Source organism: Mycolicibacterium flavescens (genome assembly GCF_001722335.1).
GTDB lineage: Bacteria > Actinomycetota > Actinomycetes > Mycobacteriales > Mycobacteriaceae > Mycobacterium > Mycobacterium flavescens.
Genome location: NZ_MIHA01000003.1, coordinates 254,276 through 279,794, shown reverse-complemented (window position 1 = coordinate 279,794; position 25,519 = coordinate 254,276). Strand labels below are relative to the sequence as shown.

Sequence of the window (25,519 nt, the reverse complement as noted above, 5' to 3'; positions counted from 1 at the left end):
CCATGAGTTTGACCGCGATACCCAAAGCCGTGCTGAAACTGCAGTACCAGGTGGCCCGGTTCCCGCTGCAGGTGATCGACGACCGGGTCGTCGCCCGGATGGACAACGAGGCGCCCGCCCGGCTGTTCTTCGAACGGTCGGTGGGGATGCTCGACACCGCCGTCGGCACCGCGCTGGGTGATCCGGTGCTGCGCAAGCGCGGTACCACGTTGGTCGATCGCAGCGACGCGCTGCGCCGCGCGGCTCGACTCGATGAGGCCGCGACCGAGAACGTCAAGCAGGCCGAGGCCGACCTGAAGGCCACGCAGGAGAAGGCCGCGCAGGAGAAGCAGGAGGCCTTCGAGGAGACCACCCGCGAGACCCAGCGGGCGCGCGAGCAGGCGCAGCAGCGCAAGCGTGCCGCGGTCGAGAACACCGAGAAGCGCATCGTCGAGGACAAGAAGCGCGCCGACGACGTCGCTGCGCAGCGCAAGCAGAACGTGGAATCCGCCAAGCGCCGCGAAGAGGCCGAGATCGCCGACGCCGAGCAGACGGTGGCGAAGGTCAGCGCCGCCAAGCTCGAGGATGCCCAGGACAAGAAGGTCGACGCCGCGGTCACCCGGGCGCAGGCCGACCGGATCGAAGACCTGGCCGACGCCGAGAAGGAGAAGCGTCAGGCCGGCAGCTGATCAGATCCCGAGCAGCGACTCGATCCACCCTCGCGCGAAGTACAGCAGGAAGCCCGCGGCGACCACCCACAGCAGTGGGCTGATCTCGCGGGCTTTTCCTGCTGCCGAGCGCAGCACCACCCACGCGATGAAGCCGACGCCGATGCCGTTGGCGATCGAGTAGGAGAACGGCATCACCGCGACGGTCAGGACGACCGGCAGCGCGACCGAGAAGTCGGTGATGTCGATGTGGCGCAGGTGCGACACCATCATGGCGCCGACGACCACCAGGGCGGCGGCGGCCACCTCGGTCGGCACGATCGACGCCAGCGGCGAGATGAACATCGCCGCCAGGAACAGCGCGCCGGTCACCATGTTCGCCAGCCCGGTGCGGGCGCCCTCGCCGATGCCGGCGCCGGATTCGATGAACACGGTGTTCGACGACGCCGAGGACGCACCGCCGACGACCGCGCCCGCGCCCTCGACGATCAGCGCGGATTTCAGCCGCGGGAACGTGCCCTTCTCGTCGGACAGGCCGGCTTCGCGCGACAGCCCGGTGAACGTGCCCATCGCGTCGAAGAAGTTCGCGAACACCAGCGTGAACACGAACATCACCGCGGCGATCATCCCGATGCGGCCGAAACTGTCCATGCTGAACGCGCCGACGAGCGACAGGTCGGGCAGCGCGAACGGCGAACCGGTCAGCGTCGGCACCGACAGGCTCCAGCCGCCGGGTTTGTCGACGGCCGAACCGAGATGCCAGACGGCTTCGATGACCACCGCGACGACGGTGCCCGCGACCAGTCCGATCAGGATGCCGCCGCGCACCTTGCGGGCCACCAGGATGGCGGTCAGCAGCAGCGTGAACGCGAACACCACGGTCGGCACGGTGCTGATCGACCCGCCGCCGTCCCCGCCGAGCCCGACCGGTGGTGACGGTCGCCCGGTGGAGCCGATGAACCCGGCGTCGACCAGCCCGATGAACAGGATGAACAGCCCGATGCCCGAGGTGATCGCGAGTTTGAGCTGCATCGGTACCGCGTCGAACACCAGCCGGCGCAGACCGGTCGCGGCCAGGATCACGATGATCAGCCCGTTGATCACCACCAGGCCCATCGCCTCGGCCCATGTCAGATCCCCGACCAGGGTGGTGGCGACGAACGAGTTGATGCCGAGGCCGGCGGCGAACGCGAACGGCAACCGCGCGATCAACCCGAACAGGATCGTCATGACGCCGGCCGCCAGCGACGTGACCGCCGACACCTGGGCGAACTCCAGCCGTCCGCCGGAGACGTCCTCGGAGCTCGACAGGATGATCGGGTTCAGCACGATGATGTAGGCCATCGCGATGAACGTGACCAGGCCGCCGCGCAACTCGGCGGCGACTGTCGTTCCCCGCGCGGAGATCTCGAAGAAGCGGTCGAGGCGATTCATTCCTCAGACCTTATGGGGTGTCCTTGACACGCGTCATCTCGTGGAGTGCCCGAAAGAACACGTCCCGGTCGGCGGGGTCGAGCACCGACAGCCACCGCTCTTCACTGCGCTGGATCTCGGCCTGCGCCGTGTCCTTGAGCTCTCGGCCGGCGTCGGTGATCGCCAAAAGGCGCGCGCGGCGGTCGGCCGGGTCGGGGTGGCGCTCGATGAAGCCGGCCGCCTGGAGTTCGTCAAGCGTCGCGATGATGCGGGTCTTGTCGGCGCCGATGGCCTCGGCGAGCGCGGCCTGCGTGCGCACCGGCGACTCGTCGAGCGCGGTCAGCACGCTGTAGCCCCACATCGAGACCCCGTGCGCCTGCAGCACCGACCGCTCCGCCGCGATCAGGCGGCGCATCAGCGGAGCGAGCAGCGCAGCGAGGTCGGGGCGCTTCTGCGGTGGCACAGGGTGATGTTAAGCGTTGACAAATAATAAGCTTCTGCACATCATACGTACATGCATACTGATTCCGACATCCGCCCCCTGCACCGACAAGCCGTCACCGCCACCGTCGACGTCATCGCCACGGTCACCGCCCGCGACCTCGGCCGCCCCACCCCGTGTGCCGGGTGGGATCTGGCCGACCTGATCACGCACATGACGGTGCAGCACCGCGGCTTCGCCGCGTCCGCGCGCGGTGATGGGAAATCCTTGTCCATCTGGGACCCGGCGACGGTCACCGACGCCGTGCGCGCCGATCCCGGTGGTGCGTACGCGGCCGCAGCCGCCGATGTCCTCGACGCGTTCAGCGCGCCCGGGGTACTGGAGGCGACCTTCACGATGCCTGAATTCGGGCCCGGCGCAACGGTTCCCGGCACCCTGGCGATCGGATTCCACTTCGTCGACTACGTCGTGCACGGTTGGGATGTGGCGCGCAGCCTGGAGCGGCCCTTCGCGCCGGCGGGCGATGTCCTCGCGGCGGTGCTGCCGCTCGCGCTGGGGGTCCCCGACGGCGAGATCCGCGATGCGCCGAACTCACCGTTCGCGCACGCACTGGTTCAGCGCGACGGGGCGGGGGAGCTGGACCGGCTGTTGCGCCACCTCGGGCGCTCACCGGACTGGCGGCCGGTCAGTCGATGAGGTCGCGCAGCCGCTCGGCGGGGTGGACGGTGGCGCCGGCGGCGCGCACCCGCTTGGACAGGACGCGGTCCGATGTCACGACGGTGATGTCGGCGGGCCGGTCGTCGTTCTGCACCAGGCGCACGATCTCGTCGTCGGCGGAATTGGGTGCGGCCCGGGGCGCATGGGTCACATCGACGGTGGCGGACACGATCGGCGGCTCGGGTGGGCGTTCGAACACGACGGTGACCGAATCACCGTCGGGTCGCCAGCGTTCGAGCCGTTCGACGAGGATGGTCATGGCCCGGTGTCGGTCCCGCCACCAACCGTCGGGGCGGGAGCCGATCACGTTCATCGCGTCGACGATCCACCGCACGGTGTCGGTCGACGGGAGAGGTCAGTGAACGGCGTGGTCGACCCGCCTGGCCGTCGTGTGCCGACGGCCGAGCAGGTAACCGAGCCAACGAATATCGAGTAGCACGCTTTCGCCTTCCGCTATGCGGTCTTCTTGGTCAACAGCGGCAGCAGCCGGCGGCGCTGGTCGATGCTGTCAGCGAACTGGTTGAGCGCCTCGGGTACCGATTCGGCGACCGGGAAACCCACCCCGGAGGCCCGCAGCACCCGCGTCACCGCGTCGCTGGCGATCACCGACCACTCCACACCGGCGTGGAAGCAGCACTCGTCGACATCGAAGAGCATCGAAATGAGCTGTCCTGTAGCGGAATTGACGCCACTCAGGTCGAGAACATAGGACTTCTCGGCGAGCACGAACCGGCGTGCCAACGCGGATACCCGTTCAATGTTGGTGTCGTCGATGCTTCCATCGACAGTAACGACCGTCGCCAACTGGCGGCACACCGCATGAATCTGGGCGCCCGCGCAGTCGAATGTCGGATTGCCGTACATCACTGCCTCCCCTCGAAGCACCTCTTCAACGTGACTCCCAAGTTAGGGGGCCAAGTTAAGGCAACGGGGAGCAGCGGCTAATACTTTGTTAAGAAGCCCGAATACCGCGGTGCAGCAAATTCGTCAGCCGCCGCGCGAGCCCTGGGGCCCGGAATAGTTGGTCCACGGGCTGTAGTCGGCCAGCAACTCCTCCTGCGGCGGCCGCTGATCTTCGGGCACATGCTGCAGGTTGATCCGGATGCGGTACCAGATCGAACTGGGTCCGCGCATACCGTCGACGAGAACGTCTGCGGGAGCCAGTAATTCAGCTACCGACGGGTAACGTCGGCGCCATTCGTCGAGCGCGGCCAGCGCTTCGTCCTTGGTTTTGGTGCGGGCGATCTCGATGAGCGGCATGCTCGACGCGCGGCGGCCGTCCTTGCTGCGTTTGGTGCCGCGCGGCGCCTTCTCCGCCGGCCCGAGCCGGTCGGCCAGGTCGAGCAGCGCGTCGAGCGAACCCGCCGCGTCGTCGATGCCCTCCCAGGGGTCGCCGACTTCGGCGAACCGGTCCGGCACGGTGGCCACAGTGAACGCCTCCGGTCGGCAGCCGGGCACCTCGTCCCAGCGCAGCGGCGTCGACACCCGGGCGTCGGGGGTGGCGCGCACCGAGTACGCCGAGGCCACGGTCCGGTCGAACGCGTTCTGGTTGAAGTCGACGAACACCCCTTCGCGTTCCTCCTTCCACCAGCGCGCGGTCGCGATCTCGGGTGCCCGGCGCTCCACCTCGCGGGCCACCGCCTGGGCGGCGAGGCGGACGAACTTGAACGGCCAGCGCCGCTCGATGCGCGCGTAGATGTGGAAACCGCGCGAACCCGAGGTCTTGGGCCACGCGGTCAGCCCGTGCTCCTCGAGCACCTCCCGCGACAGCATCGCCACATCGAGGATCTGCGGCCAGGTGACGCCGGGCATCGGGTCCAGGTCGACCCGCAGCTCGTCGGGGTGGGCCAGGTCGTCGGCGCGCACCGGGTGCGGGTTCAGGTCGACGCAGCCGCTGTTGACCGCCCACACCAGACCGGCCGCGTCGTGCAGCACGGCCTCGGCCGCCGACGTCCCCGACGCGTACTTCAGCTCGGCGACGCTCACGAAGTCCGGCCGGTTCTTCGGGGCCCGCTTCTGGAACACCGCCTCCTCGCTGATGCCCTTGACGAACCGTTTGAGGATCATCGGACGGTCGCGCACCCCGCGCAGTGCGCCGTCGGCGACGCTGAGGTAGTAGTGCATGAGGTCGGACTTGGTGATCGCCTGCGAGGTCTCGGTCGCCGGGAAAACGACCTTGTCCGGACTGGTGATCGGCACCGACTGACCGTCGACCTCCAAGTGCTGCGCGTGCCGGCCGGAAGGCGCCATACCGTCATGCTAGTTTCCCGGCCGCGGTGCGACCGCGGTCACATATTGTGGGGTTCATGAAGCTCACCGACCTCCCGCTGCCGCTCGCCAAGGCGCAACAACTCCTCGAACGCGGATCGGCCGAGCTGCACTACGCGGCGAAGATGTTCGGCGCCGGCGCGTTGCGGATCGAGCCGCCGCAGAACGTCGCGGCCATGTTCGCCGACATCCGGCGCTGGGGGGAGTTCGGGATGATCCCCGCGCTCAACGCGCGTCGTCACCCGAACCGCACGGCGATCATCGACGACTTCGGCGAGATGACGTTCGGCGAACTCGACGAGGCCGCCCACGAGGTGGCCAACGGGCTGATCGAGAAGGGCATCAAGGGCGGCGACGGCGTGGCGATCCTCGCGCGCAACCACCGCTGGTTCCTGGTGGCGTTCTACGGCGCGGCCCGCACCGGCGCCCGCATCATCCTGCTTAACAGCGAGTTCTCCGGCCCACAGATCAAGGAGGTGTCCGAACGCGAGGGTGCCAAGCTGATCATCTACGACGACGAGTACCACCAGGCGGTCGCCAAGGCCGAACCACCGCTGGGCAAGCTGCGCGGGCTCGGGGTCAACCCCGACAAGGACGAACCGTCGGGCAGCACCGACGAGACGCTCGAGGACTTCGTCGCCCGCAGTTCCGGCAGGCGCGCGCCCAAGGCGACCAAACACTCGTCGGTGATCATCCTGACCAGCGGTACCACCGGAACTCCCAAGGGCGCCAACAGAAGTACGCCGCCGACACTGGCGCCGATCGGCGGGGTGCTCTCGCACGTGCCGTTCAAGGGCGGCGAGGTGACATCGCTGCCGGCGCCGATGTTCCACGCGTTGGGCTTCCTGCACGCGACGATCGCGATGATGCTCGGCAACACGCTGGTGCTGCGGCGCAAGTTCAAACCCGCCACCGTGTTCGCCGACATCGAGAAACACAAGGTGACGGGCATCGTGGTGGTGCCGGTGATGCTGTCGCGGATGCTCGACGCCTACGACGGGATGGACACCAAACCGGACACCTCCTCGCTGCGCATCGTGTTCGTCTCGGGCAGCCAGCTGGGCGCCGAACTGGCCACCCGGGCGCTTCAGACCCTGGGCCCGGTGGTCTACAACCTGTACGGGTCCACCGAGATCGCGTTCGCCACGATCGCGCGGCCCGAGGACCTCAAGAAGAACCCGGCCACCGTCGGACCCGTCGTCAAGGGCGTGAAGGTCAAGATCCTCGACGACAACGGCAACGAGCTGCCCCAGGGTGAGGTGGGCCGGATCTTCGTCGGCAACTTCTTCCCGTTCGAGGGCTACACCGGCGGCGGGCACAAACAGATCGTCGACGGGCTGATGTCTTCGGGCGACGTCGGCTACTTCGACGAGGACGGCCTGCTCTACGTCAGCGGCCGCGACGACGAGATGATCGTCTCCGGCGGCGAGAACGTGTTCCCCGCCGAGGTCGAGGATCTGATCAGCGGCCACCCCGACGTCGTCGAGGCCACCGCGCTCGGCGTCGAGGACAAGGAGTGGGGGCACCGGCTGCGGGCGTTCGTGGTCAAGGCCGACGGCGCCTCGATCGGCGAGGACGACATCAAGGGGTACGTCCGCGACCACCTGGCCCGCTACAAGGTGCCGCGCGAGGTGATCTTCATCGACGAGCTGCCGCGCAACCCGACCGGCAAGATCCTCAAGCGCGAACTGCGGGAGATGGAGCTGGACGAGAAATAGCCCCCGCCGGCCTCACTCCGCCATCGCGGCCGCGCCGGGGATCGACAGGCACACCAGCATCAGCGTGAGCAGGAACCAGCCCGCGCCCTGCCACTGCACCCAGGTGCCCTTGGCCTTCCACACCTGGTAGGTCTTCCCGAATGCGCCCAGCCCGCCGAGGAACAGCGCCGCGGGCACGGCCGACGCCGCCACGACCGAGGTCTTGGCGGTCAGCGCGTAGACGACGAACACCACCGCTGCGATCGCGACGACGACACCGACATAGCTCGCGGCGGCGCGGAACGCCGCGGGTCGGTCCCAGCGCTTCTCGACATCGTCGGTCATACGTACCGGGTTGCCACCGCAGGTGGCCCGCTAAACGCTCTCACCAGGGCCCGTTGACGTACCACGACAGGCAGCCGGGGATGTTGCGGCAGGCGATGATCGCGGTCTGGTCCGGAGCGCTGCCGCGGACCCGCGGCGGCCGGGGCCCGAAGTTGCACGACGTCGCCCACGGGTTGCCGACGACGATGCCGTTGTAGCAGGGCTGCGCCTGCGGCGTCACCGGCGCACCGGTGAGAAGCGTCGGGGCGGTCAGGATCCCCACCGCCGCGGCGGAGCCGACGGCAACCCGGATGACACGGTTCTTGAGGCTGCTCATACCTACCACCAAACGCCTTGACGCAACCGAATAATTCCAGGTTACGCCGGGTGGCAACCGCTTTTCGCGGATCGGTTTACGGGTCGCGCGGCAGCCCGAGCAGCCGTTCGGCGATGATGTTGAGCTGCACCTCGGTGGTGCCGCCGTAGATCGTGGTGGCCCGGCTGCCCAGCAGGTACTCCGACCACTGGCCCGGCGGCTGCGCGTTGTCGGCGACCGCGGCGGCGGTGCCGAACGAGTTCACCGCGAACTCGGCGTAGCCCTGCCCGGTCTTCATCGACAGCAGCTTGCTGATCGCGGCGGCGGGCATCGGGTCGCCGCCGGCGAGGGTCAGCAGCGTCGAGCGCATGTTGAGCACCTTGGCGGCGTGCCCCTCGGCGATCAGCCTGCCCGCGTGGTTCTGCTCGATCTGGTCGAACTGGCCGTCGCGGATGAACTCGACGAAACCGTTCAGGTTGGCCAGGAACGGCGGCTCGCTGCTGCCGATCGACACCCGCTCGTTGGTCAGCGTGTTGCGGCTGACCTCCCAGCCGCGGTTCACCTCGCCGAGCACCATCTCGTCGGGCACGAACACGTCGTCGATGAACACGGTGTTGAACATCGCGTTGCCGGTCAGCTCGCGCAGCGGTTTGACCTCCACGCCGTCGCTGGCCATGTCCAGCAGGAAGTACGTGATGCCATTGTGTTTCGGCGCGCTGGGATCGGTCCGGGCCAGCAGCGCGCCCCACTGCGAGAACTGGGCGCCGGTGGTCCAGATCTTCTGGCCGGTGATGCGCCACCCGCCGTCGACCTTGGTGGCCTTGGTGGTCAGGCTGGCCAGGTCCGAACCCGCCCCCGGCTCGGAAAACAGCTGGCACCAGATCATTTCGCCGCGGAACGTCGGCGGCAGGAAGCGCTGCTTCTGCTCGTCGGTGCCGAACGCGACGATCGACGGGATGATCCACGCCGCGATGCCCATCTGCGGGCGCTTGACGCGGCCGGTCTCGAACTCCTGGGCGATGATGATCTGCTCGACGGGCCCGGCGGCGCGGCCCCACGGCTTGGGCAGGTGCGGTTGCACCCACCCGCCCTCGGCGATCGCGGTGGTGCGCTCCTGACTCGGAATCGCCTTCAGCGCAGCCACTTCGGTGCGGATCTCGTCGCGCAGCTTCTCGGTGTCGGGATCGAGGTCGATGGTGAGCTTGCGCATCCCGGTGCTGGTCGCGACGTCGACGACCTGCTGCGGGTAGTCGGCGTGCCTGCCGAAGCCGGCGGCCAGCACCAGCGCGCGCCGGTAGTAGACGTTGGTGTCGTGCTCCCAGGTGAAGCCGATACCGCCGTGCACCTGGATGCAGTCCTGGGTGCCGTGCTGCGCGGCCTCGGGGGCCAGTGTCGCGGCGACCGCTGCGGCGAATTCGTATGCGCTGTCGTCGTTGTCGGCTCCCGAGGCGAGCGCGTCGTCGATGGCGCGGGCGGCGTCCCATACCGCCGCGGTGGCCCGCTCGGTCTCGGCGATCATGCCCGCGCACTTGTGCTTGATGGCCTGGAACTGGCCGATCGGCCTGCCGAACTGCTCGCGGATCTTGGCGTACTCGGCGGCGGTGTCGGTGGCCCACCGCGCGACGCCGATGCACTCGGCGGACAGCAGCGTCGAGATCAGCGCGCGCGCGAGCGGGCGGCTCACGCCCAGCACCCGGTCGTCGCCGACCTCGACGGCGTTGGCGCGCACGTGAGCGATCGGGCGGGCCGGGTCCAGGCTGGTGACCGGTTCGATCTCGAGTTGTTCGGCGTCGAAGACCACCCACTCCTCGCCGCTCTCGATCGCGACCGGCAGCACCAGCAGCGCCGCCTGCGCGGCAGCCGGCACGGCCTGGGCTTCACCGCGGATGACCAGTCCGCCGCCTTCGCCGTGCCGGGTCGCGGTCAGCCCCGACTCGATGGCGTAGGCCGCGATCTTCTCGCCGGAAGCCAGGTCCTCGAGCACCTTGGCGTTCGGGTCGTGCGCGGCGATCAGCGCGCTGGCGATCGCCGACGGGACGAACGGGCCGGGCACGGCGCCGTAGCCGAACTCGGCGAGCACGATCGCGAGTTCGAGGATGCCGAAGCCCTGCCCGCCGACGCTCTCGGCCAGGTGCACGCCCTGCAACCCCTGGTCGGCCGCGCCGCGCCAGTACGGCGGCGGGTTGCCGACGGGAGTCTCCAGCGCTTCGTGCAGCACCTCCGACGGCGCCACCCGCGCGACGAAGGACCGCACCGAATCGGCCAGGTCGTTGTGCTCAGGGGTGATTGCGATGGGCATTCGTGCACCTCACTGTGACGGAGTCTCCCTATTAACCGGTCGGTTGGGGGACACGATACCGTTCACGACGTTTTGCAACGCACGGCCGTCCCGCAGCCGGCGGCAGTTGTCGAGCGCACGGTCCAGATACCGCCGCATGGTGTCCGCGGTGTACCAGGTGACGTGCGGGGTGAGCACGACGTTGTCGAGCCGCAGCAGCGGGTTGTCGGGCTCGACCGGTTCGGTGGCGAACACGTCCAGACCCGCGGCGGCCAGCCGCCCGGCGCGCAGCGCATCGGTCAGCGCGGCCTCGTCGACGATCGCGCCCCGGCTGGTGTTCACCAGCACCGCGTCGTGACGCATCCGCGCCAGCGCCGCCCGGTCGATCATCCCGCGGGTGTGCTCGGTCAGCGGCAGGTGCAGCGAGACGATGTCGCTGCCCGCCAGCAGGTCCGGCAGCGGACGCCAGCCGGGATGGCCGTCGTCGCGGGTGCTGGTGTGCAGCACCCGCGCGCCCATCGCGCTGACGTAGCGCTCCACGGTCCTGGCGATGTTGCCGTAGCCGACCAGGCCGACCGTGCAGCCGCCGATGTCGCGCACGGTCTCGCCGAGGGTGGGGTCCGACGGCCAGCCGCGCCCGGCGCGGGTGGCGCTGTCGAGTTCGGGCAGCCGGCGCAGCGCGGCCAGCATCAACAGCACGGTGCCTTCGGCGACCGACGGGGCGTTGGCCCCGGGCATGTTCGCCACCGCGATGCCCAGCCCGGTCGCGGCTTCGACGTCGATCGTGTTGACCCCGGCACCCATCTTGTGCACCAGCACGCAGCGCCCGGCCGCGGCCAGGTCGGCGCCCGACAGCGGTCTGAGCACATGCCAGATCACCTGTGCCTCGGGCAGCTCCCGACCGAACGTGTCGTCGTCGTCTTCCGCGCAGTACCGAACGTCGAGCCAATCTGACTCTGGCGCAACGACATCGGTCGCCTTCGGTCCGGGCAGGTAGTGGGCGAGGACTCTTATCGGCACCGCTTGGTGATCCACTTGGCGATGGTATCGGCCTGCTCGCTGCGGGCGCCAGGCGTGGTGAAGTAGTGGTCGGTATCGATCGAGGTCTGCGTCTTCTCGGTGCTGGCGAGCGCGTCGAAGATCCGCTGCGCGTCCGACGGGAACACCCCGGTGTCCTGCTCGGCGTTGATCACCAGCGCAGGGCAGGTGATGCGGTTCAGGTGCGGTTCGGCGCGGGTCTGGGCGTGGCGCAGGCTCCACATCCCCATCCAGTTGCGCAGCGTGGTGGCCGCGGCGATTCCGCGCGCGGACCGGTTGGCCTGCACCGGAACCCCGGCATAGCACATGTTCGCGGGCCGTTTGGTGGGCTCCAGCGCGGCGTCGACCATCCGCGGGTCGGCCCACGTGCGCAGCACCGTGAACGGTCGGTCGGAGAAGCCCGCGGCGCGGACCCGGTCGAGTTCGGTCTCCGCCCAGTCGGTGATCGCGTGGTTGCGGGCCACCTGGGCGGCGCGGTAGCGCTCCACGAAGTCCGCGGAGTAGGGCGGGCCGTTGTGGCCGGCGAACAGATCGAGGTCGGGATCGGTTGCGACGGCGTCGGTCTCGTCGACGACGGCGGCGTCCATCCACGCGGTCAGCACATCGGGGCGGCCCGGGTGCGCGGCGGTGGCGACGTAGCCGTCGGCCGGCGGCAGGTCGTTGAGGCCGGCGGCCGGGCGCATGCCGGGCAGCGGAGTGACGTGCGGGTCGACGGCCTGGGCCTGATAGGCCGCCATCAACGATCCGCCACCGGAGTTGCCCAGCAGCACAACGGTTTCGATGTGCTGCACCTCGCGCAACCAGCGCACGCCAACACCGATGTCGACCAGTGCGTGGTCGAGCAGGAAGCTGCTCTCGAAGCCGCGGTAGCGAGTGTTCCAGCCGAGGAAGCCGATGCCGCGGGTGGCCATGTAGTCGGCGAGATAGTGCTCGGAGAAGTCGATCTGGTAGTGCGTGGCGATCATCGCCACCTTCGGCTTGCGGCCGACCCCGCGGTGGTAGAGCCCCTGGCACGGATGCCCGCCCGCACCGGCGCGCCTGGCGGTCGGCGAGTCCGCCCCGACGAACTCGCGCATCACCCCCGGTGTGCCCGACGAGGAGGAAGTTCTGGTCATGGGGGTGCCTGCTGGTCGACGGATTTATCCGAAACCTGCGCCGCTGCAGTGACTTTGACCAGCAGCGCGCGCGATGCGATCGTCATGGCAGTGCGAGGTCCGTTCCTCATTGCTCGAGAACTGGACCTGATGTTAGATTCAGTTGGCGTTCTTGGCCAGAGAATCGCCTAGGAGGCGCCGATGATCAGGCCCGACAACCCGAATTCCGAATTCGCACTCGGCGGAATCAACCATGTGGCGCTGGTGTGCTCGGACATGGCGCGGACCGTGGACTTCTACAGCAACATCCTCGGCATGCCGCTGATCAAATCGCTCGACCTGCCGGGCGGCATGGGGCAGCACTTCTTCTTCGACGCCGGAAACGGCGACTGTGTCGCGTTCTTCTGGTTCGCCGACGCCCCCGACCGGGTGCCCGGCATCTCCTCGCCGGAGGCCATACCCGGTATCGGTGACATCGTCAGCGCGGTGAGCACCATGAACCACCTGGCGTTCCATGTCCCCGCCGAGAAGTTCAACGAGTACCGCCAGCGGCTCAAGGACAAGGGTGTGCGCGTCGGCCCGGTGCTCAACCACGACGAGAGCCCCGCGCAGGTGTCCTCGACGCTGCATCCCGGCGTCTACGTGCGCTCGTTCTACTTCCTCGACCCCGACGGCATCACACTCGAATTCGCCTGCTGGACGAAGGAATTCACCGACAGTGACACCCGGACGGAGCCGAAGACCGCGGCCGACCGCAGGCCGCGGGTGACCGCCTAGTCCGCGAGCGCGTCGAGCATGGCCGTCAACCGGTCGACCAGCTGGTTGTCGTCGAACGCGAGCTGACCCGACAGCCACGCGGTCAGGGTCTGGGTGACACCGCCGACCACGAAGTGCGCCAGCGCCCTGGTGGCGTCGTTGGGTTCGGCGCCCAGGGCGCCGGCGTGCGCGAACGTCAACCCGACCATCAGCGAGAACGACTCGGCGCGTTTGCGCAGCACCACCGAGTTCGACAGGTGCGAGCTGAACACCAGCCGACCCACCCGCCGGTCGGCGGCGATGGTGCGCACGATGTTGGCCATCGCCGCGCGTGAACCCTCGCGCGGCGGTGCGGCGGCGACCGCGGCCTGCGTCGTGGTCGCGATGTCGGCGATCACCCAGTCGTACACCTGGCCGACGAAGTCGTCCTTGTCGGTGAAGCTCTCGTAGAAGTAGCGCACGCCCAACCCGGCCTCGGCGCAGATCGCGCGCACGGTCAGCTCGGCGGGGTCCTGGGCGCGGGCGCCGAGCAGGTCCAGACCGGCCTCCAGCAGCCGGCGCTTGCGTTGGGCCAGGCGGTCGGCCGCGTCGACACCGCGGTAGGGACGGACCTGTGCCATAGCGCCATCTTGACATCCGGGCCGGATCTTGACACCCGTCCACCGCGCGGAGCAGAATCAGGAAACAAGTGTTCTCACATTTGCGTGAAGGGGTGCCCATGATGGAACCGGTCGACCATGTCGGACGGGCGGTCAACGACGCGGTACTGCCCGACCGGCCGCTGAAGCGCAACGTGCCCGCCGGCGACGCCATGCTCGGCATCGGCCTGCTGTCGGGGCCCGCCAACGTGATCATGGAGCTGGCCCGGCCCGGCGTCGGCTACGGCGTCAAGGACAGCCGGGTCGAGTCCGGCCGCGCCGACCGCCACCCGATCAAGCGCGCCCGCACCACTTTCACCTACCTGGCCGTCGCGCTGGCCGGCAGCGAGGAGCAGAAGGCGACCTACCGGCGGGCGGTCAACCGCTCGCACGCGCAGGTGCACTCCCGGCCGGGCGACCCCGTGGAGTACAACGCGTTCGACAAGGAACTGCAGATGTGGGTGGCGGCGTGCCTGTACAAAGGCTTCGTCGACGTCTACCGGATCTTCGTCGGCGAGATGGACGACGAGTCGGCCGACCGGCACTTCGCCGAGGGCGCGGCGCTCGGCACGACGCTGCAGGTGCCCGCCGAGATGTGGCCCGCTGACCGCAAGGCGTTCGACGAGTACTGGCAGCAGTCGCTGGACAAGGTGCACATCGACGACGCGGTGCGCGAGTACCTGTGGCCGATCGCGGCCGGCCGCATCGGCAACCTCAAACCGCCGGCCTGGCTGCAGAAGCGCACCGACGCGGTGAACCTGTTCATCACCACCGGGTTCCTGCCGCAGCGGTTCCGCGACGAGATGGGCCTGCCCTGGGACGCGGACAAACAGCGCCGGTTCAACCGGATCATGTGGAACGTGGGCCGGGTCTACAACCGGATGCCGCGGTTCGTCCGGCAGTTCCCGTACAACGTGCTGCTCAAGGACCTCGACTGGCGCGTGCGCACCGGTCGCCCCCTTGTCTGAGCACCCGGCACAGGGACGCGGCGTACAAACGACGCATGCGTACCGATGACGACACCTGGGACATCACCACCAGCGTCGGCGCCACCGCCCTGTTCGTGGCGGCGGCCCGCGCGCTGGAGGCGCAGAAGCCCGACCCGGTAGCGGTGGACCCGCTGGCCGAGGTCTTCTGCCGCGCCGCCGGCGGCGAGTGGGCGGATTTGCTGGACGGTCGCGCGCCCGAGCACCCGCTGCGGTCGGAGTTCGGCGTCGATTTCGTCAACTTCCAGGCTGTGCGCACCCGGTATTTCGACGACTACTTCCGGGCCGCGTCGGCCGCCGGCGTGCGCCAGATCGTCCTGCTGGCCGCCGGCCTGGACTCGCGCGGATACCGGCTCGACTGGCCCGCCGGCACCGTGCTGTACGAGCTGGACCAGCCGCGGGTACTCGACTTCAAACGGCAGGCGCTGGCGGGCCGCCCGACGACCGCCGATCGCCGCGAGGTGGCCGTCGATCTGCGCGACGATTGGCCGAAGGCGTTGCGCGACAGCGGGTTCGACGCGACGGAGCCGTCGGCCTGGATCGCCGAGGGGCTGCTGATCTATCTGCCCGCCGCCGCGCAGCGGCAACTGTTCGCGGGCATCGACGCGCTGGCCGCGCCGGGCAGTCACGTCGCGGTCGAGGAGGCCGCGCCGATGGACGCCGCGACGTTCGCGGCCAAGCGGGCCGAGGAGCGGTCGGCCGGGGAGGACGGCTTCTTCACCCTGGTCTACAACGAGCAGCACGAGCCCGCCGCACAGTGGTTCGGTGCGCGCGGCTGGCACGCAGAGGCCACTGCGTTGCAGGACTGGCTACGCGGTAACGGCCGCCCGGTACCCGAGGCGGGGTCCGAGGCAGCGCTGATGACAGGAACAATTAGCCTGGTCAGCGCTATCAAAAGGTGAGGCGTATCACTCGTCGTTGATCCTCAGGTACGTCTGTACAGTTAGCTTAGTCAATGCTAACTTCGGGCGGAAAGTTAGCCTGCGAAACGACGGGGAGATCACGGCGCGTGCCGCTACCAACAGAATTTGCTGCGACTCCACGCGTCGACCACGACGTGGTGAGTCGGTTCGCCACGTGCTGCCGGGCCCTGGGCCTGTCCGTACATGACCGCAGGCGCCCGCCGGATCCGGCCGCGGCGCGTTCGGGCTTCGCCGAACTGACCCGGATCGCGCGCGAACAGTGCGACGCGTGGACCGGCCTGGCCGCCGCGGGCGACACCAGCCCCCGTGTACTCGAAGCCGTCTGGCAAACCGTTGCGACCGCCGGTGTGCTGCAACGCCACGTGCAACTGAACGACGGTGATCTGGCCTTCACCTACGACACCGGTCTCTACCTGCGGTTCGCCGCCTCCACCGCCGACGACTTCTGCCTGGCCTACGCGGTAACCCGCTGTGACGCAGGTGATTTCGCCGGGGCGGACCACCTGGTCGAACCGTTGATGACGCGTCGGCCACAGTGGCTGCAGGCCCGCTGGGTGCGCGCGGCCATCTACTACCGCACCGAACGCTGGTCCGACGTGGTGCGCCTGCTGACCCCGGTCGTCACCGACGACACGCTCGACGAAACCACCGCGCACGCGGTGCGGGTGGCGCTGGGCACCTCGCTGGCCCGCCTGGGCATGTTCGCCCCCGCCCTGTCGTACCTCGAGGAGCCGGCAGGCCCGATCGACGTCGCGACCGTCGACGGCACCCTGGTCAAGGCGCTGTCGCTGCGCGCCCAGGGCGAGGACCTCGACGCCGCCGACGTGCTGGCCGAGCTGTACGCGGCCAACCCGGAGAACAAAGAGGTCGAGCTCGCGCTTTCGGACAGCTCCTACGGGATCATCCCCACCAGCGCCGCGCGCATCGAGGGCCGCACCGACCCGTGGGATCCGGCCACCGAACCGACCGAGGCCGACTTCGTCGACCCGGGCGCCAAAGAGCGCAAGGCGCACCTGCTGGTCGAGGCGGAGGCCGAACTCGCCGAGTTCATCGGCCTCGAAGAGGTCAAGTACCAGGTGGCCCGGCTGAAGAGCTCGGTGGCGATGGCGCTGCGCCGCCAGGAACGCGGGCTGACCGTCGCGCAGCGCACCAACCACCTGGTGTTCGCGGGCCCGCCCGGTACCGGTAAGACCACGATCGCGCGCGTCGTCGCCAAGATCTACTGCGGCCTGGGCATCCTGCGCAAGGAGACGGTCCGCGAGGTGCACCGCGCCGACCTGATCGGCCAGCACATCGGTGAGACCGAGGCCAAGACCAACGCGATCATCGACAGCGCGCTCGACGGCGTGCTGTTCCTCGACGAGGCCTACGCGCTGGTGTCCACCGGCGCCAAGAACGACTTCGGGCTGGTCGCCATCGACACGCTGCTGGCGCGGATGGAGAACGACCGCGAGCGCCTCGTGGTGATCATCGCCGGCTACCGCAAGGACCTCGACGCGTTCCTCGACACCAACGAGGGCCTGCGCTCGCGGTTCACCCGCAGCATCGACTTCCCGTCCTACACCCCGCACGAACTCGTCGAGATCGCGGTGCGGATGGCCGAAAAGCGCGACAGCGTCTTCGAACCGGCCGCGCTGGCGCACATGGAGGCGCTGTTCGGCCAGCTCGCCGCGGCCACCACCGCCGACGCCGCCGGGGTGCAGCGGCGCAACCTCGACATCGCCGGTAACGGCCGTTTCGTCCGTAACCTCGTCGAGCGCTCCGAGGAGGAGCGCGAGTACCGCCTCGACCACGCCCCACAACTGGGCCAGGACCACGATTTCACCGATGAAGAGCTGATGACCATCACCGACGAGGACGTCACCAAGTCCGCCATCCCGCTGCTGCGCGGGCTCGGCCTGACGGTGTCCGAATGACCAGCCAGGACGAGAACGACCGCCGCGCGTTCACCTCCCGCACCCCGACCAACCACAACCCCGACCGGGTCGTGTACCGCCGCGGGTTCGTCACCCGCCACCAGGTGTCGGGGTGGCGGTTCGTCATGCGCCGCATCGCCTCCGGGGTCGCGCTGCACGACACCCGGATGCTGGTCGACCCGCTGCGCACCCAGACCCGCTCCGTGCTCGTCGGCGCGCTGGTGCTGATCACCGGGCTGGCCGCGTGCTTCGTGTTCTCGCTGATCCGCCCGGGCGGGGTCGCGGGCAACGACGCGATCCTGGCCGACCGCACCACCTCCGCGCTGTACGTCCGCCTCGGCGACGCCGTGCACCCGGTGCTGAACCTGACCTCGGCGCGGTTGATCGCGGGCCGCCCCGACAACCCCACCCAGGTCAAGACCAGTGAGATCGACCAGTTCCCGCGCGGGAACCTGGTCGGGATCCCCGGTGCGCCGGAACGCATGGTGCAGAACACGACTCGCGACGCCGAGTGGACCGTGTGCGACGGCGTGTCCGGCCCCGCGTCGGGGGTGACGCTGATCGCCGGTTCGGTCACTGACGGCGGCGAGCGCGCGAAACCGTTGGCCGACAACGGCGCCGTGCTCGTCAGCAACCCGAGCGGACCCAACGCCGGCACCTGGCTGCTGTGGGACGGCAGGCGCAGCCCGATCGACCTGGCCGACCGCGCGGTCACCAGCGCGCTCGGGCTGGGCACCGCGCCCGACGTCCGCCCGATCGCGCCCGGACTGTTCAACGCGGTGCCCGAGGCGCCCGCCCTGAGCCCGCCCGCGATCCCCGGTGCCGGTGAGCCGCCGGCCTTCCCGCTGCCGGCGGCCGCACCCGTCGGTTCCGTAGTCGCGTCGTACGCCGCGGACAACACGCTGCGCCACTACGCGGTGCTCCGCGACGGGTTGCAGCCGATCTCACCGGTGCTGGCGACGATCATGCGCAACACCAACTCGTTCGGCCTCGACCAGCCGCCGCGGCTGGGCGCCGACGACGTCGCCCGGTTGCCGGTGGCGACCGACATCGACACGAACGCCTATCCGGCCGAACCGCTTTCGCTCGTCGACGCCACCGACGCACCGTTGACGTGCGCACAGTGGTCGCGGCCCGCCGACGCCACCAGCGCGACCGTGAACCTGCGCTCCGGTGTCACGCTGCCGATCGCCGAGGGCCTGCGCACCGTCGCGCTGGTCAGCGCCGGCTCGGGCGCCACCGCCGACCACGTCGTGCTCACCCCCGGGCAGGGCTACCTGGTGCAGAGCGTCGGCCAGGACGGCGGCGGTGCGGCGAGCCCGCAGGCCGGCGGAGCCTACTTCTGGCTCAGCGACACCGGCGTGCGCTACGGCCTCGACGAGGACGCCGACGACAAGGCGATCTCCGCGCTCGGACTCACCGAGCCCGCAGTCCCGATTCCGTGGTCGCTGCTGAGCCAGTTCGCGCCCGGCCCGACGCTGTCGCGTTCCGACGCGTTGCTGGCGCACGACGGGCTCGCCGCCGACCCACGCCCCGCTGTCATAAGGGAGACCCCGTAGTGAGCCGGCTGATTTTCCAGGCGCGTCGCCGCATTCCGGCGCCGACGACGCGCAAGGGCACCATCACCATCGAACCGCCGCCCGAACTGCCGCGGATCGTGCCGCCGTCGCTGCTGCGCCGGGTGCTGCCCTATCTGATCGTCATCCTGATCGTCGGCATGATCGTGGCCCTGGTGGCCACCGGCATGCGGATGATCTCGCCGACGACGCTGTTCTTCCCGTTCGTGCTGCTGCTGGCTGCCACCGCGCTGTACCGCGGCACCGACAACAAGATGCGCACCGAGGAGGTCGACGCCGAACGCGCCGACTACCTGCGCTACCTGTCGGTGGTGCGCGACAACATCCGCGCCCACGCCGCCGAGCAGCGCACTGCGCTGGAGTGGTCGCACCCGGATCCCGAGCTGCTGATCGACGTGCCCGACACCCGCAGACAGTGGGAGCGTGACCCGCACGACGCCGACTTCCTGGTGGTCCGCACCGGACTGCACGACGCCCCGCTGAACGCCACCCTGCGGGTCAAGGACAGTGCGGACGAGGTCGACCTGGAACCCGTGTCGCACAGCACGTTACGTGGACTGCTCGACGTCCAGCGCACGGTGCGCGCGGTACCGGCCGGGCTGGATCTGGGCAAGGTCTCGCGGGTCACCGTGCTCGGGGACGCCGACGACGTCCGGGGCGCGGTGCGCGCCTGGCTGGCGCAGGCGGTCACGTGGCACGACCCCGCGGTGCTCGGCGTCGCGCTGCTCGCGCCGGACATCGAGAGCGACGACTGGTCCTGGCTGAAGTGGTTGCCGCACAACGACGTTCCCGGGGCCGTCGACGGTGCCGGGCCGGCGCGCTACCTGGCAAGCGATGTCGGTGAGCTGCGGACACTGCTGGCGGCGGCGCTCGACGACCGGCCCCCGTTCGGCGGTGACGCCGAGGCCGGGCTCAAGCACCTGATCATCGTCGTGGACGACCCCGACGTCGACCCCGCGGCGCTGGTGCCGCGCGGCGGCCTGGCCGGTGTCACGGTGATCCACCGCGCCGCCGAAGAACCGCACCGCGAGCAGTACCCAGACCCCGAGCGGCCGATCCTGCGGGTGGGCGACGGCAAGCTGGAGCGCTGGCAGACCGGCGGCTGGCAGCCGTATGTCGACGACGCCGACCACCTCGACGTGGGCACGGCCCGCCACATCGCACGGCGGCTGTCGCGGTGGGACTCCAACCCCAGCCATGCGCGGACCAGCAGCGCGGGAGTGGCGACGTTCACGACGCTGCTCGGTATTCCGGACGCCGCCGCGCTCGACGTGGCGAGCCTGTGGGCGCCGCGTGCGCGGACCGACGAACTGCGGGTGCCGATCGGCATCACCGCGACCGGCGAACCGCTGGTCTTCGACCTCAAGGACGAGGCCGAGGGCGGGATGGGTCCGCACGGCCTGATGATCGGTATGACCGGTTCGGGCAAGTCGCAGACCCTGATGTCGATCCTGTTGTCGCTGTTGACCACCCACTCCGCCGACCGGCTGATCGTGATCTACGCCGACTTCAAGGGCGAGGCAGGCGCCGACATCTTCCGCGACTTCCCGCAGGTGGTCGCGGTCATCTCGAACATGGCCGAGAAGCGGTCGCTGGCCGACCGGTTCGCCGACACCCTGCGCGGTGAGGTGGCCCGCCGTGAGCAGCTTCTGATGGAGGCCGGCCGCCGCGTGCAGGGCAGCGCCTTCAGCTCGGTGCGCGAGTACGAGGCCGCCATCGCCGACGGCCACGACCTGCCGCCGATGCCCACGCTGCTGGTGGTCGCCGACGAGTTCTCGTTGATGCTCGCCGACCATCCCGAGTACGCCGACCTGTTCGATTACGTTGCGCGCAAGGGTCGTTCGTTCCGGATCCACATCCTGTTCGCGTCCCAGACCCTGGACGTCGGCCGGATCAAGGACATCGACAAGAACACCTCGTACCGCATCGGGCTCAAGGTCGCCAGCCCCGCAGTCAGCCGCCAGATCATCGGCGTCGAGGACGCGTTCCACATCGAGGCCGGACCCGAGCACAAGGGTGAGGGATACCTGGTGCCGACCCCGGGCGCGATGCCGGTCAAGTTCCGCAGCACCTACGTCGACGGCATCTACGACCCGCCGCGGGCCGAGAAAACCGTTGTCGTGCAGTCGGTCCCGGTGCCGCAGCCGTTCACCGCCGGGCACGTCGAGGCACCCGCCGACACGGTGATCGTCTCGGATCCGGCCGCGCACGAGGACCGTCCGCCGCGCAAGCTGATCGCCACCATCGGCAGCCAGTTGGCCCACTACGGGCCCAAGGCGCCGCGGCTGTGGCTGCCGCCGCTGGAGGAGCCGATCCCGCTCGACGAGCTGCTGGCCCGCACCGGTGTGCCCGAGCGTCAGTGGCGCTGGCCGCTCGGTGAGATCGACCGGCCCTTCGCGATGCGGCGTGACCCGTTGATCTTCGACGCCACGTCCGCGGCGGCGAACCTGCTGATCCACGGCGGCCCGAAATCCGGTAAGACCACGGCGCTGCAGACGTTCATCCTGTCGGCGGCCGCGCTGCACTCGCCGCGCGACGTGACGTTCTACTGCCTGGACTACGGCGGCGGTCAACTGCGTCCGCTGGCCGACCTCGCGCACGTCGGCAGCGTGGCCTCACCGCTGGAGCCCGAACGCATCCGGCGCACCTTCGGCGAGCTCGAACAGCTGCTGCGGGCGCGTCAGGCGCGCGGTCACAACGGCAACAACGGCGACCGGCGCGACGAGTACGGCGAGGTGTTCCTCGTCATCGACAACCTGTACGCGTTCAGCCGCGACAACACCGACACGTTCAACACGCGGAACCCGTTGCTGGCCAAGGTGACCGAGCTGGTGAACACCGGCATGTCGTACGGCATCCACGTGGTGGTCACGACGCCGAACTGGCTCGAGGTGCCGCTGGCGATGCGCGACGGACTCGGCCTGCGGCTCGAACTCAAGCTGTCCGATGCGCGCGACAGCAACGTGCGGATCACCGGCGCGCTGCGCAGGCCCGCCGAGGCGGTCCCGGCCGACCAGCCGGGCCGCGGCCTGACCATGGCCGCCGAGCACTTCCTGTTCGCCGAACCGTCGCTGTCCGACATCGCGGTGATCAACGCCCGCCATCAGGGTGTCACCGCACCGCCGGTGCGGCTGCTGCCCAGCGAACTGGCACCCTCCGCGGTGGCCCCGCTCTATCCCGCTCCCGAGCGGGTGGTCATCGGTCAGCGCGAGGAGGACCTGGCCGCGGTGCCGGTGGCGTTCGACGAGAACCCGCTGCTGATGGTGTTCGGCGACGCCAAGTCCGGAAAGACCACGCTGCTGCGCCATCTCATCCGCACCATCCGCGAACACTCCACGCCCGATCAGGTCGCGTTCACGGTGATCGACCGCCGGCTGCACCTGGTCGACGAACCGCTGTTCGAGGACAACGAGTACACCCCGAACATCGACCGGATCACCCCGGCGATGCTCGGCCTGTCCGCGTTGCTCGAAAAGCGCCGTCCGCCCGCGGGTCTGAGCCCGCAGGAGTTGGCGAACTGGAACTACCGCACCGCCGACGGCGGCCAGATCCACTACCTGATCATCGACGACGTCGACCAGATCCCGGATGCGCCCGCAGTCAGCGGCCCCTTCGTCGGACAGCGTCCCTGGACCGGGATCATCGGGCTGCTCTCGCAGGCCAGCGAGCTCGGCATGCGGGTGATAGTGACCGCGCGCGCAACAGGTTCGGCGCACGCGTTGATGACCGCACCACTGTTGCGCCGCCTCAACGAGCTGCAAGCCGCCATACTGATGCTGTCGGGCAATCCGCAGGACAGCGGGAAGATCAGGGGACACCGGTTCCGCCGATTGCCACCCGGTCGCGCGATGCTGCTCGATGACGGTGACACCCCCACGTTCCTGCAACTGGTCAACCCCGTCGCCGATGCTGTTCCCGGTGGTCCGGGCAACAGAGGAAGGGAGTACAACTGATGACTCTGCGCGTCGTTCCGGAGGGGCTGGCAGCGGCCAGCGCCGCCGTGGAGGCACTGACCGCGCGGCTGGCGGCCGCCCACGCCGCCGCCGCACCCGCGGTGAGCGCTGTGGTGCCGCCCGCCGCGGACGCGGTGTCGCTGCAGACCGCGGCGAGCCTGAGCGCCCACGGCATGCAGCACAACGCGGTGGCCGCCCTGGGCGTCGAAGAACTCGGCCGCTCCGGTGTGGGGGTCGGCGAATCCGGCACCAGCTACGCCGTCGGCGATGCCACCGCGGCGGCGACCTACCTGGTGGCCGGTAGCTGATCATGACGGCTCCCGTCTGGATGGCGTTACCGCCCGAGGTGCACTCGGCGATGCTGAGCAGTGGACCCGGGCCGGGTTCGCTGCTGGCCGCCGCCGCCTCGTGGCAGTCGCTGGCGACGGAATACTCCTCTGCCGCCGCCGAGTTGACGGCCATCATGGGGGCGGTGCAGGGCGGTGCCTGGGAGGGGCCCAGCGCCGAGCAGTACGTGGCCGCGCACACGCCGTACCTGGCGTGGCTGGCGCAGGCCAGCGCCAACAGCGCCGCGGCCGCGGTGCAGCACGAGACCGCCGCCGCCGCATACACGACGGCGCTGGCGACGATGCCGACGCTCGGCGAGTTGGCGGCCAACCACGCCACCCACGCGGTGCTGCTGGCGACGAACTTCCTCGGCATCAACACGATTCCGATCGCGCTGAACGAAGCCGACTACGTGCGGATGTGGATTCAGGCGGCCACCACGATGAGCACGTATCAGGCGGTGTCAGGTGCGGCGGTCGCGGCGACCCCGATGACGACGCCTGCGCCGATGCTGCTGACTCCCGGTGTCGGAGAGGCCGGTTCGGCCGGCGCCGATGTCCAGCAGATGTTCGCCCAGGCCACCGCGGCGGACTCCGGGTCGGGTCTGAACGCCTCGAACGCGATCACCGACCTGCTCGAGCAGTACATCCGGTCGCTGGTCGGCGGCGACCTGATCCTGGACTTCCTGCAGGACCCGATCGGCAACCTGGAACAGATGCTGGTCGCGTTCGCGACGAATCCCTCTGCGGCCCTTGTCACATACGGCCCGCTGCTGTTCGCGGTCGGCTACCAGGCGTTCTTCCAGCCGGTCGGCTGGACCTTCTGGACCGTGGTGGCGACGTCGCCGGCGTGGGCGCCGTCGCTGCTCGCGCTCGGGCTGATCGCGCTGGGGTTCATCAACCAGGCGCCGCCGCCGGAGCCCGCCGCCGAACCGGCACCCGAACCGGCCGCCGCGCCCGCGCAGGCCCAGCGCGCCGACCCGATGCCGCTGGCCACCACCGTCGCCCCGACGGTGCCGACCGCGCCCGGCGCACCCGGCGGCATGTCCGTCGGCGCCGGTGCCGCCCCGGCCCCGGCGCCGGCCGCGCCCGGTGTCGCCGCCGTGGTTCCGTACGCGGTCGCGGGCCCGGACCCCGGCGAGGGCTTCACCCCGACGCTGCGCGACAGCACCAGCGCCAAGGCGCCGGCCAGCGACATCGCGGCCTCGTCGGCTGCAGCGGCGGTGGCCTCGTCGCTGGCCAAGCGCAAGGCGCGGCGCCGGCGCACCCAGCCGATCCACGAACGTCAGTACGCCGACGCGTACCTCGACTACGAACCCGAAGAGGACGACACCCCGCCGGAACCGGCGCGCAAACCCTCGGTCGCGGCGTCCGAACGCGGGGCGGGCACCGTCGGGTTCACCGGCGCCGCAACGAAATCCGACACCGAACAGGCGGCGGGGCTCACCGAGCTCGCCGGCGACCCGTTCGGCGGCGGACCCACCGAACCCCTGTTGCCGGGCGATTGGGACGACAAGGGGGGAGAGCGCGACTGAGCACCCGACCATCAAGACCGAATCCGTAACTCACGAACCACTATCCGAAAGGAATCCAGATGAGCCTTCTCGACGCTCACATCCCCCAACTCGTCTCGTCGGAGGCGGCGTTCGCGGCCAAGGCGGCGCTGATGCGCAGCACCATGGCCCAGGCCGAGCAGGCCGCGCAGTCCTCGCAGGCGTTCCACATCGGCGAGTCGTCGGCCGCGTTCCAGGCCGCACACGCCCGGTTCCTCGAGGTGTCGGCGAAGATCAACTCGCTGCTCGACGTCGCGCAGATCAACCTCGGTGACGCCGCGGGCACCTACGTCGCGCAGGACGCCGCCGCCGCGAGCACCTACACCGCCATCTGATTTCCGAACTGACTCAGGGGAGTACCGATGTCTCAGATCATGTACAACTACCCGGCGATGCTGGCGCACGCGGGTGAGATGGCCGGCTACGCGGGAGCGATGCACGCCGTGGGCGCCGACATCGCCAGCGAGCAGGCCGCGTTGGCCGGCGCGTGGCAGGGCGACACCGGCATGACGTACCAGGCCTGGCAGGCGCAGTGGAACACCGCGCTCGAGGAACTGGTGCGCGCGTACCGGTCGATGGCCGCCACCCACGAACAGAACACGATGGCGATGAGCGCCCGCGATGCGGCCGAAGGCGCCAAATGGGGCGCCTGAGCCA

The 25,519-nt window shown here is 69.6% G+C and carries 24 protein-coding genes; 13 read left to right on the top strand and 11 right to left on the bottom strand.

The features are described 5' to 3' along the window. The first annotated feature begins 2 nt into the window (after nt 1-2). The gene (locus BHQ18_RS05795; RefSeq protein ID WP_069412610.1) at nt 3-668 is read left to right on the top strand and encodes an IF2 family translation initiation factor; all 666 of its coding nucleotides are present in this window, start codon (nt 3-5) and stop codon (nt 666-668) included. On the opposite strand, the gene BHQ18_RS05790 is transcribed toward BHQ18_RS05795, so the two are convergent. Further along, on the bottom strand, nt 669-2,081 hold the full coding sequence (locus BHQ18_RS05790; RefSeq protein ID WP_069412609.1) for an NCS2 family permease: 1,413 nt from the start codon (nt 2,079-2,081) through the stop codon (nt 669-671). Between the two features lie 10 nt (nt 2,082-2,091). Beyond that, nucleotides 2,092-2,475: a MarR family winged helix-turn-helix transcriptional regulator gene (locus tag BHQ18_RS05785; protein WP_069412727.1), complete on the bottom strand. Its 384-nt coding sequence runs from the start codon at nt 2,473-2,475 to the stop codon at nt 2,092-2,094. 99 nt (nt 2,476-2,574) lie between these two features. Between BHQ18_RS05785 and BHQ18_RS05780 the strand changes: the two genes are divergently transcribed. Further along, complete coding sequence (locus tag BHQ18_RS05780) at nt 2,575-3,198, top strand: TIGR03086 family metal-binding protein (protein WP_069412608.1); 624 nt, start codon at nt 2,575-2,577, stop codon at nt 3,196-3,198. Here the strand turns inward: BHQ18_RS05780 and BHQ18_RS05775 are convergent. The 3 genes from BHQ18_RS05775 to BHQ18_RS05765 form a co-directional block, all read right to left on the bottom strand. After that, nucleotides 3,188-3,553, bottom strand: coding sequence for an NYN domain-containing protein (locus BHQ18_RS05775; RefSeq protein WP_069412607.1), 366 nt, complete (start codon nt 3,551-3,553; stop codon nt 3,188-3,190). The genes BHQ18_RS05780 and BHQ18_RS05775 overlap by 11 nt on opposite strands. A gap of 119 nt (nt 3,554-3,672) precedes the next feature. Continuing rightward, the gene (locus tag BHQ18_RS05770) at nt 3,673-4,083 is read right to left on the bottom strand and encodes an STAS domain-containing protein (RefSeq protein ID WP_069412606.1); all 411 of its coding nucleotides are present in this window, start codon (nt 4,081-4,083) and stop codon (nt 3,673-3,675) included. Nucleotides 4,084-4,206: 123 nt separating this feature from the next. Beyond that, nucleotides 4,207-5,469: a DNA polymerase domain-containing protein gene (locus tag BHQ18_RS05765; protein ID WP_069412605.1), complete on the bottom strand. Its 1,263-nt coding sequence runs from the start codon at nt 5,467-5,469 to the stop codon at nt 4,207-4,209. A 56-nt stretch (nt 5,470-5,525) separates the two neighbouring features. Here BHQ18_RS05765 and fadD2 point away from each other — a divergent pair, with 56 nt between their 5' ends. After that, the gene (gene fadD2, locus BHQ18_RS05760; protein WP_069412726.1) at nt 5,526-7,205 is read left to right on the top strand and encodes a long-chain-fatty-acid--CoA ligase FadD2; all 1,680 of its coding nucleotides are present in this window, start codon (nt 5,526-5,528) and stop codon (nt 7,203-7,205) included. 12 nt (nt 7,206-7,217) lie between these two features. Here fadD2 and BHQ18_RS05755 read toward each other — a convergent pair whose 3' ends face one another. The 5 genes from BHQ18_RS05755 to BHQ18_RS05735 form a co-directional block, all read right to left on the bottom strand. Next, nucleotides 7,218-7,529, bottom strand: a complete 312-nt coding sequence (locus tag BHQ18_RS05755; RefSeq protein ID WP_069412604.1) for a hypothetical protein — start codon at nt 7,527-7,529, stop codon at nt 7,218-7,220. A gap of 40 nt (nt 7,530-7,569) precedes the next feature. Further along, nucleotides 7,570-7,845, bottom strand: coding sequence for a hypothetical protein (locus tag BHQ18_RS05750; RefSeq protein WP_069412603.1), 276 nt, complete (start codon nt 7,843-7,845; stop codon nt 7,570-7,572). A 76-nt stretch (nt 7,846-7,921) separates the two neighbouring features. Further along, the gene (locus BHQ18_RS05745) at nt 7,922-10,123 is read right to left on the bottom strand and encodes an acyl-CoA dehydrogenase family protein (protein ID WP_069412602.1); all 2,202 of its coding nucleotides are present in this window, start codon (nt 10,121-10,123) and stop codon (nt 7,922-7,924) included. Between the two features lie 9 nt (nt 10,124-10,132). Then, nucleotides 10,133-11,116, bottom strand: a complete 984-nt coding sequence (locus tag BHQ18_RS05740; protein WP_069412725.1) for an NAD(P)-dependent oxidoreductase — start codon at nt 11,114-11,116, stop codon at nt 10,133-10,135. After that, a complete protein-coding gene (locus tag BHQ18_RS05735) occupies nt 11,113-12,255 on the bottom strand; it encodes an alpha/beta hydrolase (protein ID WP_069412601.1) in 1,143 nt (380 codons plus the stop codon). The genes BHQ18_RS05740 and BHQ18_RS05735 overlap by 4 nt, the downstream gene beginning before the upstream one ends. Before the next feature lie 180 nt (nt 12,256-12,435). Here BHQ18_RS05735 and BHQ18_RS05730 point away from each other — a divergent pair, with 180 nt between their 5' ends. Beyond that, a complete protein-coding gene (locus BHQ18_RS05730) occupies nt 12,436-13,011 on the top strand; it encodes a VOC family protein (protein WP_069412600.1) in 576 nt (191 codons plus the stop codon). On the opposite strand, the gene BHQ18_RS05725 is transcribed toward BHQ18_RS05730, so the two are convergent. Continuing rightward, the gene (locus tag BHQ18_RS05725) at nt 13,008-13,610 is read right to left on the bottom strand and encodes a TetR/AcrR family transcriptional regulator (RefSeq protein ID WP_069412599.1); all 603 of its coding nucleotides are present in this window, start codon (nt 13,608-13,610) and stop codon (nt 13,008-13,010) included. The two genes, BHQ18_RS05730 and BHQ18_RS05725, sit on opposite strands and share 4 nt — an antisense overlap. A gap of 101 nt (nt 13,611-13,711) precedes the next feature. Here BHQ18_RS05725 and BHQ18_RS05720 point away from each other — a divergent pair, with 101 nt between their 5' ends. The 9 genes from BHQ18_RS05720 to BHQ18_RS05680 all read left to right on the top strand — a co-directional run bounded on the left by BHQ18_RS05720 (nt 13,712) and on the right by BHQ18_RS05680 (nt 25,515). Continuing rightward, nucleotides 13,712-14,596 (top strand): oxygenase MpaB family protein, encoded by an 885-nt coding sequence (locus tag BHQ18_RS05720; RefSeq protein ID WP_234794083.1) that lies wholly within the window; start codon nt 13,712-13,714, stop codon nt 14,594-14,596. A 35-nt stretch (nt 14,597-14,631) separates the two neighbouring features. Then, on the top strand, nt 14,632-15,516 hold the full coding sequence (locus BHQ18_RS05715; RefSeq protein ID WP_069412597.1) for an SAM-dependent methyltransferase: 885 nt from the start codon (nt 14,632-14,634) through the stop codon (nt 15,514-15,516). Nucleotides 15,517-15,623: 107 nt separating this feature from the next. Further along, complete coding sequence (eccA, locus tag BHQ18_RS05710) at nt 15,624-17,453, top strand: type VII secretion AAA-ATPase EccA (RefSeq protein WP_308204726.1); 1,830 nt, start codon at nt 15,624-15,626, stop codon at nt 17,451-17,453. Beyond that, on the top strand, nt 17,450-19,012 hold the full coding sequence (gene eccB, locus BHQ18_RS05705) for a type VII secretion protein EccB (RefSeq protein WP_069412595.1): 1,563 nt from the start codon (nt 17,450-17,452) through the stop codon (nt 19,010-19,012). The genes eccA and eccB overlap by 4 nt, the downstream gene beginning before the upstream one ends. Continuing rightward, complete coding sequence (gene eccCa, locus BHQ18_RS05700; protein WP_069412594.1) at nt 19,012-22,983, top strand: type VII secretion protein EccCa; 3,972 nt, start codon at nt 19,012-19,014, stop codon at nt 22,981-22,983. The genes eccB and eccCa overlap by 1 nt, the downstream gene beginning before the upstream one ends. After that, nucleotides 22,983-23,291, top strand: coding sequence for a PE family protein (locus tag BHQ18_RS05695; RefSeq protein ID WP_069412593.1), 309 nt, complete (start codon nt 22,983-22,985; stop codon nt 23,289-23,291). Before eccCa ends, BHQ18_RS05695 begins: the two co-directional genes overlap by 1 nt. A gap of 2 nt (nt 23,292-23,293) precedes the next feature. Further along, nucleotides 23,294-24,844: a PPE family protein gene (locus BHQ18_RS05690; RefSeq protein ID WP_069412592.1), complete on the top strand. Its 1,551-nt coding sequence runs from the start codon at nt 23,294-23,296 to the stop codon at nt 24,842-24,844. A gap of 59 nt (nt 24,845-24,903) precedes the next feature. Then, on the top strand, nt 24,904-25,197 hold the full coding sequence (locus BHQ18_RS05685; protein ID WP_069412591.1) for a type VII secretion protein EsxS: 294 nt from the start codon (nt 24,904-24,906) through the stop codon (nt 25,195-25,197). A gap of 27 nt (nt 25,198-25,224) precedes the next feature. Further along, nucleotides 25,225-25,515: a WXG100 family type VII secretion target gene (locus BHQ18_RS05680; RefSeq protein WP_069412590.1), complete on the top strand. Its 291-nt coding sequence runs from the start codon at nt 25,225-25,227 to the stop codon at nt 25,513-25,515. The last annotated feature ends 4 nt before the right edge of the window (nt 25,516-25,519 follow it).

Coding starts and splice junctions, on each gene's coding strand:
- BHQ18_RS05795 (WP_069412610.1), top strand. CDS start 3: ATGAGTTTGACCGCGATACCCAAAGCCGTGCTGAAACTGCAGTACCAG.
- BHQ18_RS05790 (WP_069412609.1), bottom strand. CDS start 2,081: ATGAATCGCCTCGACCGCTTCTTCGAGATCTCCGCGCGGGGAACGACA.
- BHQ18_RS05785 (WP_069412727.1), bottom strand. CDS start 2,475: ATGCGCCGCCTGATCGCGGCGGAGCGGTCGGTGCTGCAGGCGCACGGG.
- BHQ18_RS05780 (WP_069412608.1), top strand. CDS start 2,575: ATGCATACTGATTCCGACATCCGCCCCCTGCACCGACAAGCCGTCACC.
- BHQ18_RS05770 (WP_069412606.1), bottom strand. CDS start 4,083: ATGTACGGCAATCCGACATTCGACTGCGCGGGCGCCCAGATTCATGCG.
- BHQ18_RS05765 (WP_069412605.1), bottom strand. CDS start 5,469: ATGGCGCCTTCCGGCCGGCACGCGCAGCACTTGGAGGTCGACGGTCAG.
- fadD2 (WP_069412726.1), top strand. CDS start 5,526: ATGAAGCTCACCGACCTCCCGCTGCCGCTCGCCAAGGCGCAACAACTC.
- BHQ18_RS05755 (WP_069412604.1), bottom strand. CDS start 7,529: ATGACCGACGATGTCGAGAAGCGCTGGGACCGACCCGCGGCGTTCCGC.
- BHQ18_RS05750 (WP_069412603.1), bottom strand. CDS start 7,845: ATGAGCAGCCTCAAGAACCGTGTCATCCGGGTTGCCGTCGGCTCCGCC.
- BHQ18_RS05745 (WP_069412602.1), bottom strand. CDS start 10,123: ATGCCCATCGCAATCACCCCTGAGCACAACGACCTGGCCGATTCGGTG.
- BHQ18_RS05735 (WP_069412601.1), bottom strand. CDS start 12,255: ATGACCAGAACTTCCTCCTCGTCGGGCACACCGGGGGTGATGCGCGAG.
- BHQ18_RS05730 (WP_069412600.1), top strand. CDS start 12,436: ATGATCAGGCCCGACAACCCGAATTCCGAATTCGCACTCGGCGGAATC.
- BHQ18_RS05725 (WP_069412599.1), bottom strand. CDS start 13,610: ATGGCACAGGTCCGTCCCTACCGCGGTGTCGACGCGGCCGACCGCCTG.
- BHQ18_RS05720 (WP_234794083.1), top strand. CDS start 13,712: ATGGAACCGGTCGACCATGTCGGACGGGCGGTCAACGACGCGGTACTG.
- BHQ18_RS05715 (WP_069412597.1), top strand. CDS start 14,632: ATGCGTACCGATGACGACACCTGGGACATCACCACCAGCGTCGGCGCC.
- eccB (WP_069412595.1), top strand. CDS start 17,450: ATGACCAGCCAGGACGAGAACGACCGCCGCGCGTTCACCTCCCGCACC.
- BHQ18_RS05695 (WP_069412593.1), top strand. CDS start 22,983: ATGACTCTGCGCGTCGTTCCGGAGGGGCTGGCAGCGGCCAGCGCCGCC.
- BHQ18_RS05690 (WP_069412592.1), top strand. CDS start 23,294: ATGACGGCTCCCGTCTGGATGGCGTTACCGCCCGAGGTGCACTCGGCG.
- BHQ18_RS05685 (WP_069412591.1), top strand. CDS start 24,904: ATGAGCCTTCTCGACGCTCACATCCCCCAACTCGTCTCGTCGGAGGCG.
- BHQ18_RS05680 (WP_069412590.1), top strand. CDS start 25,225: ATGTCTCAGATCATGTACAACTACCCGGCGATGCTGGCGCACGCGGGT.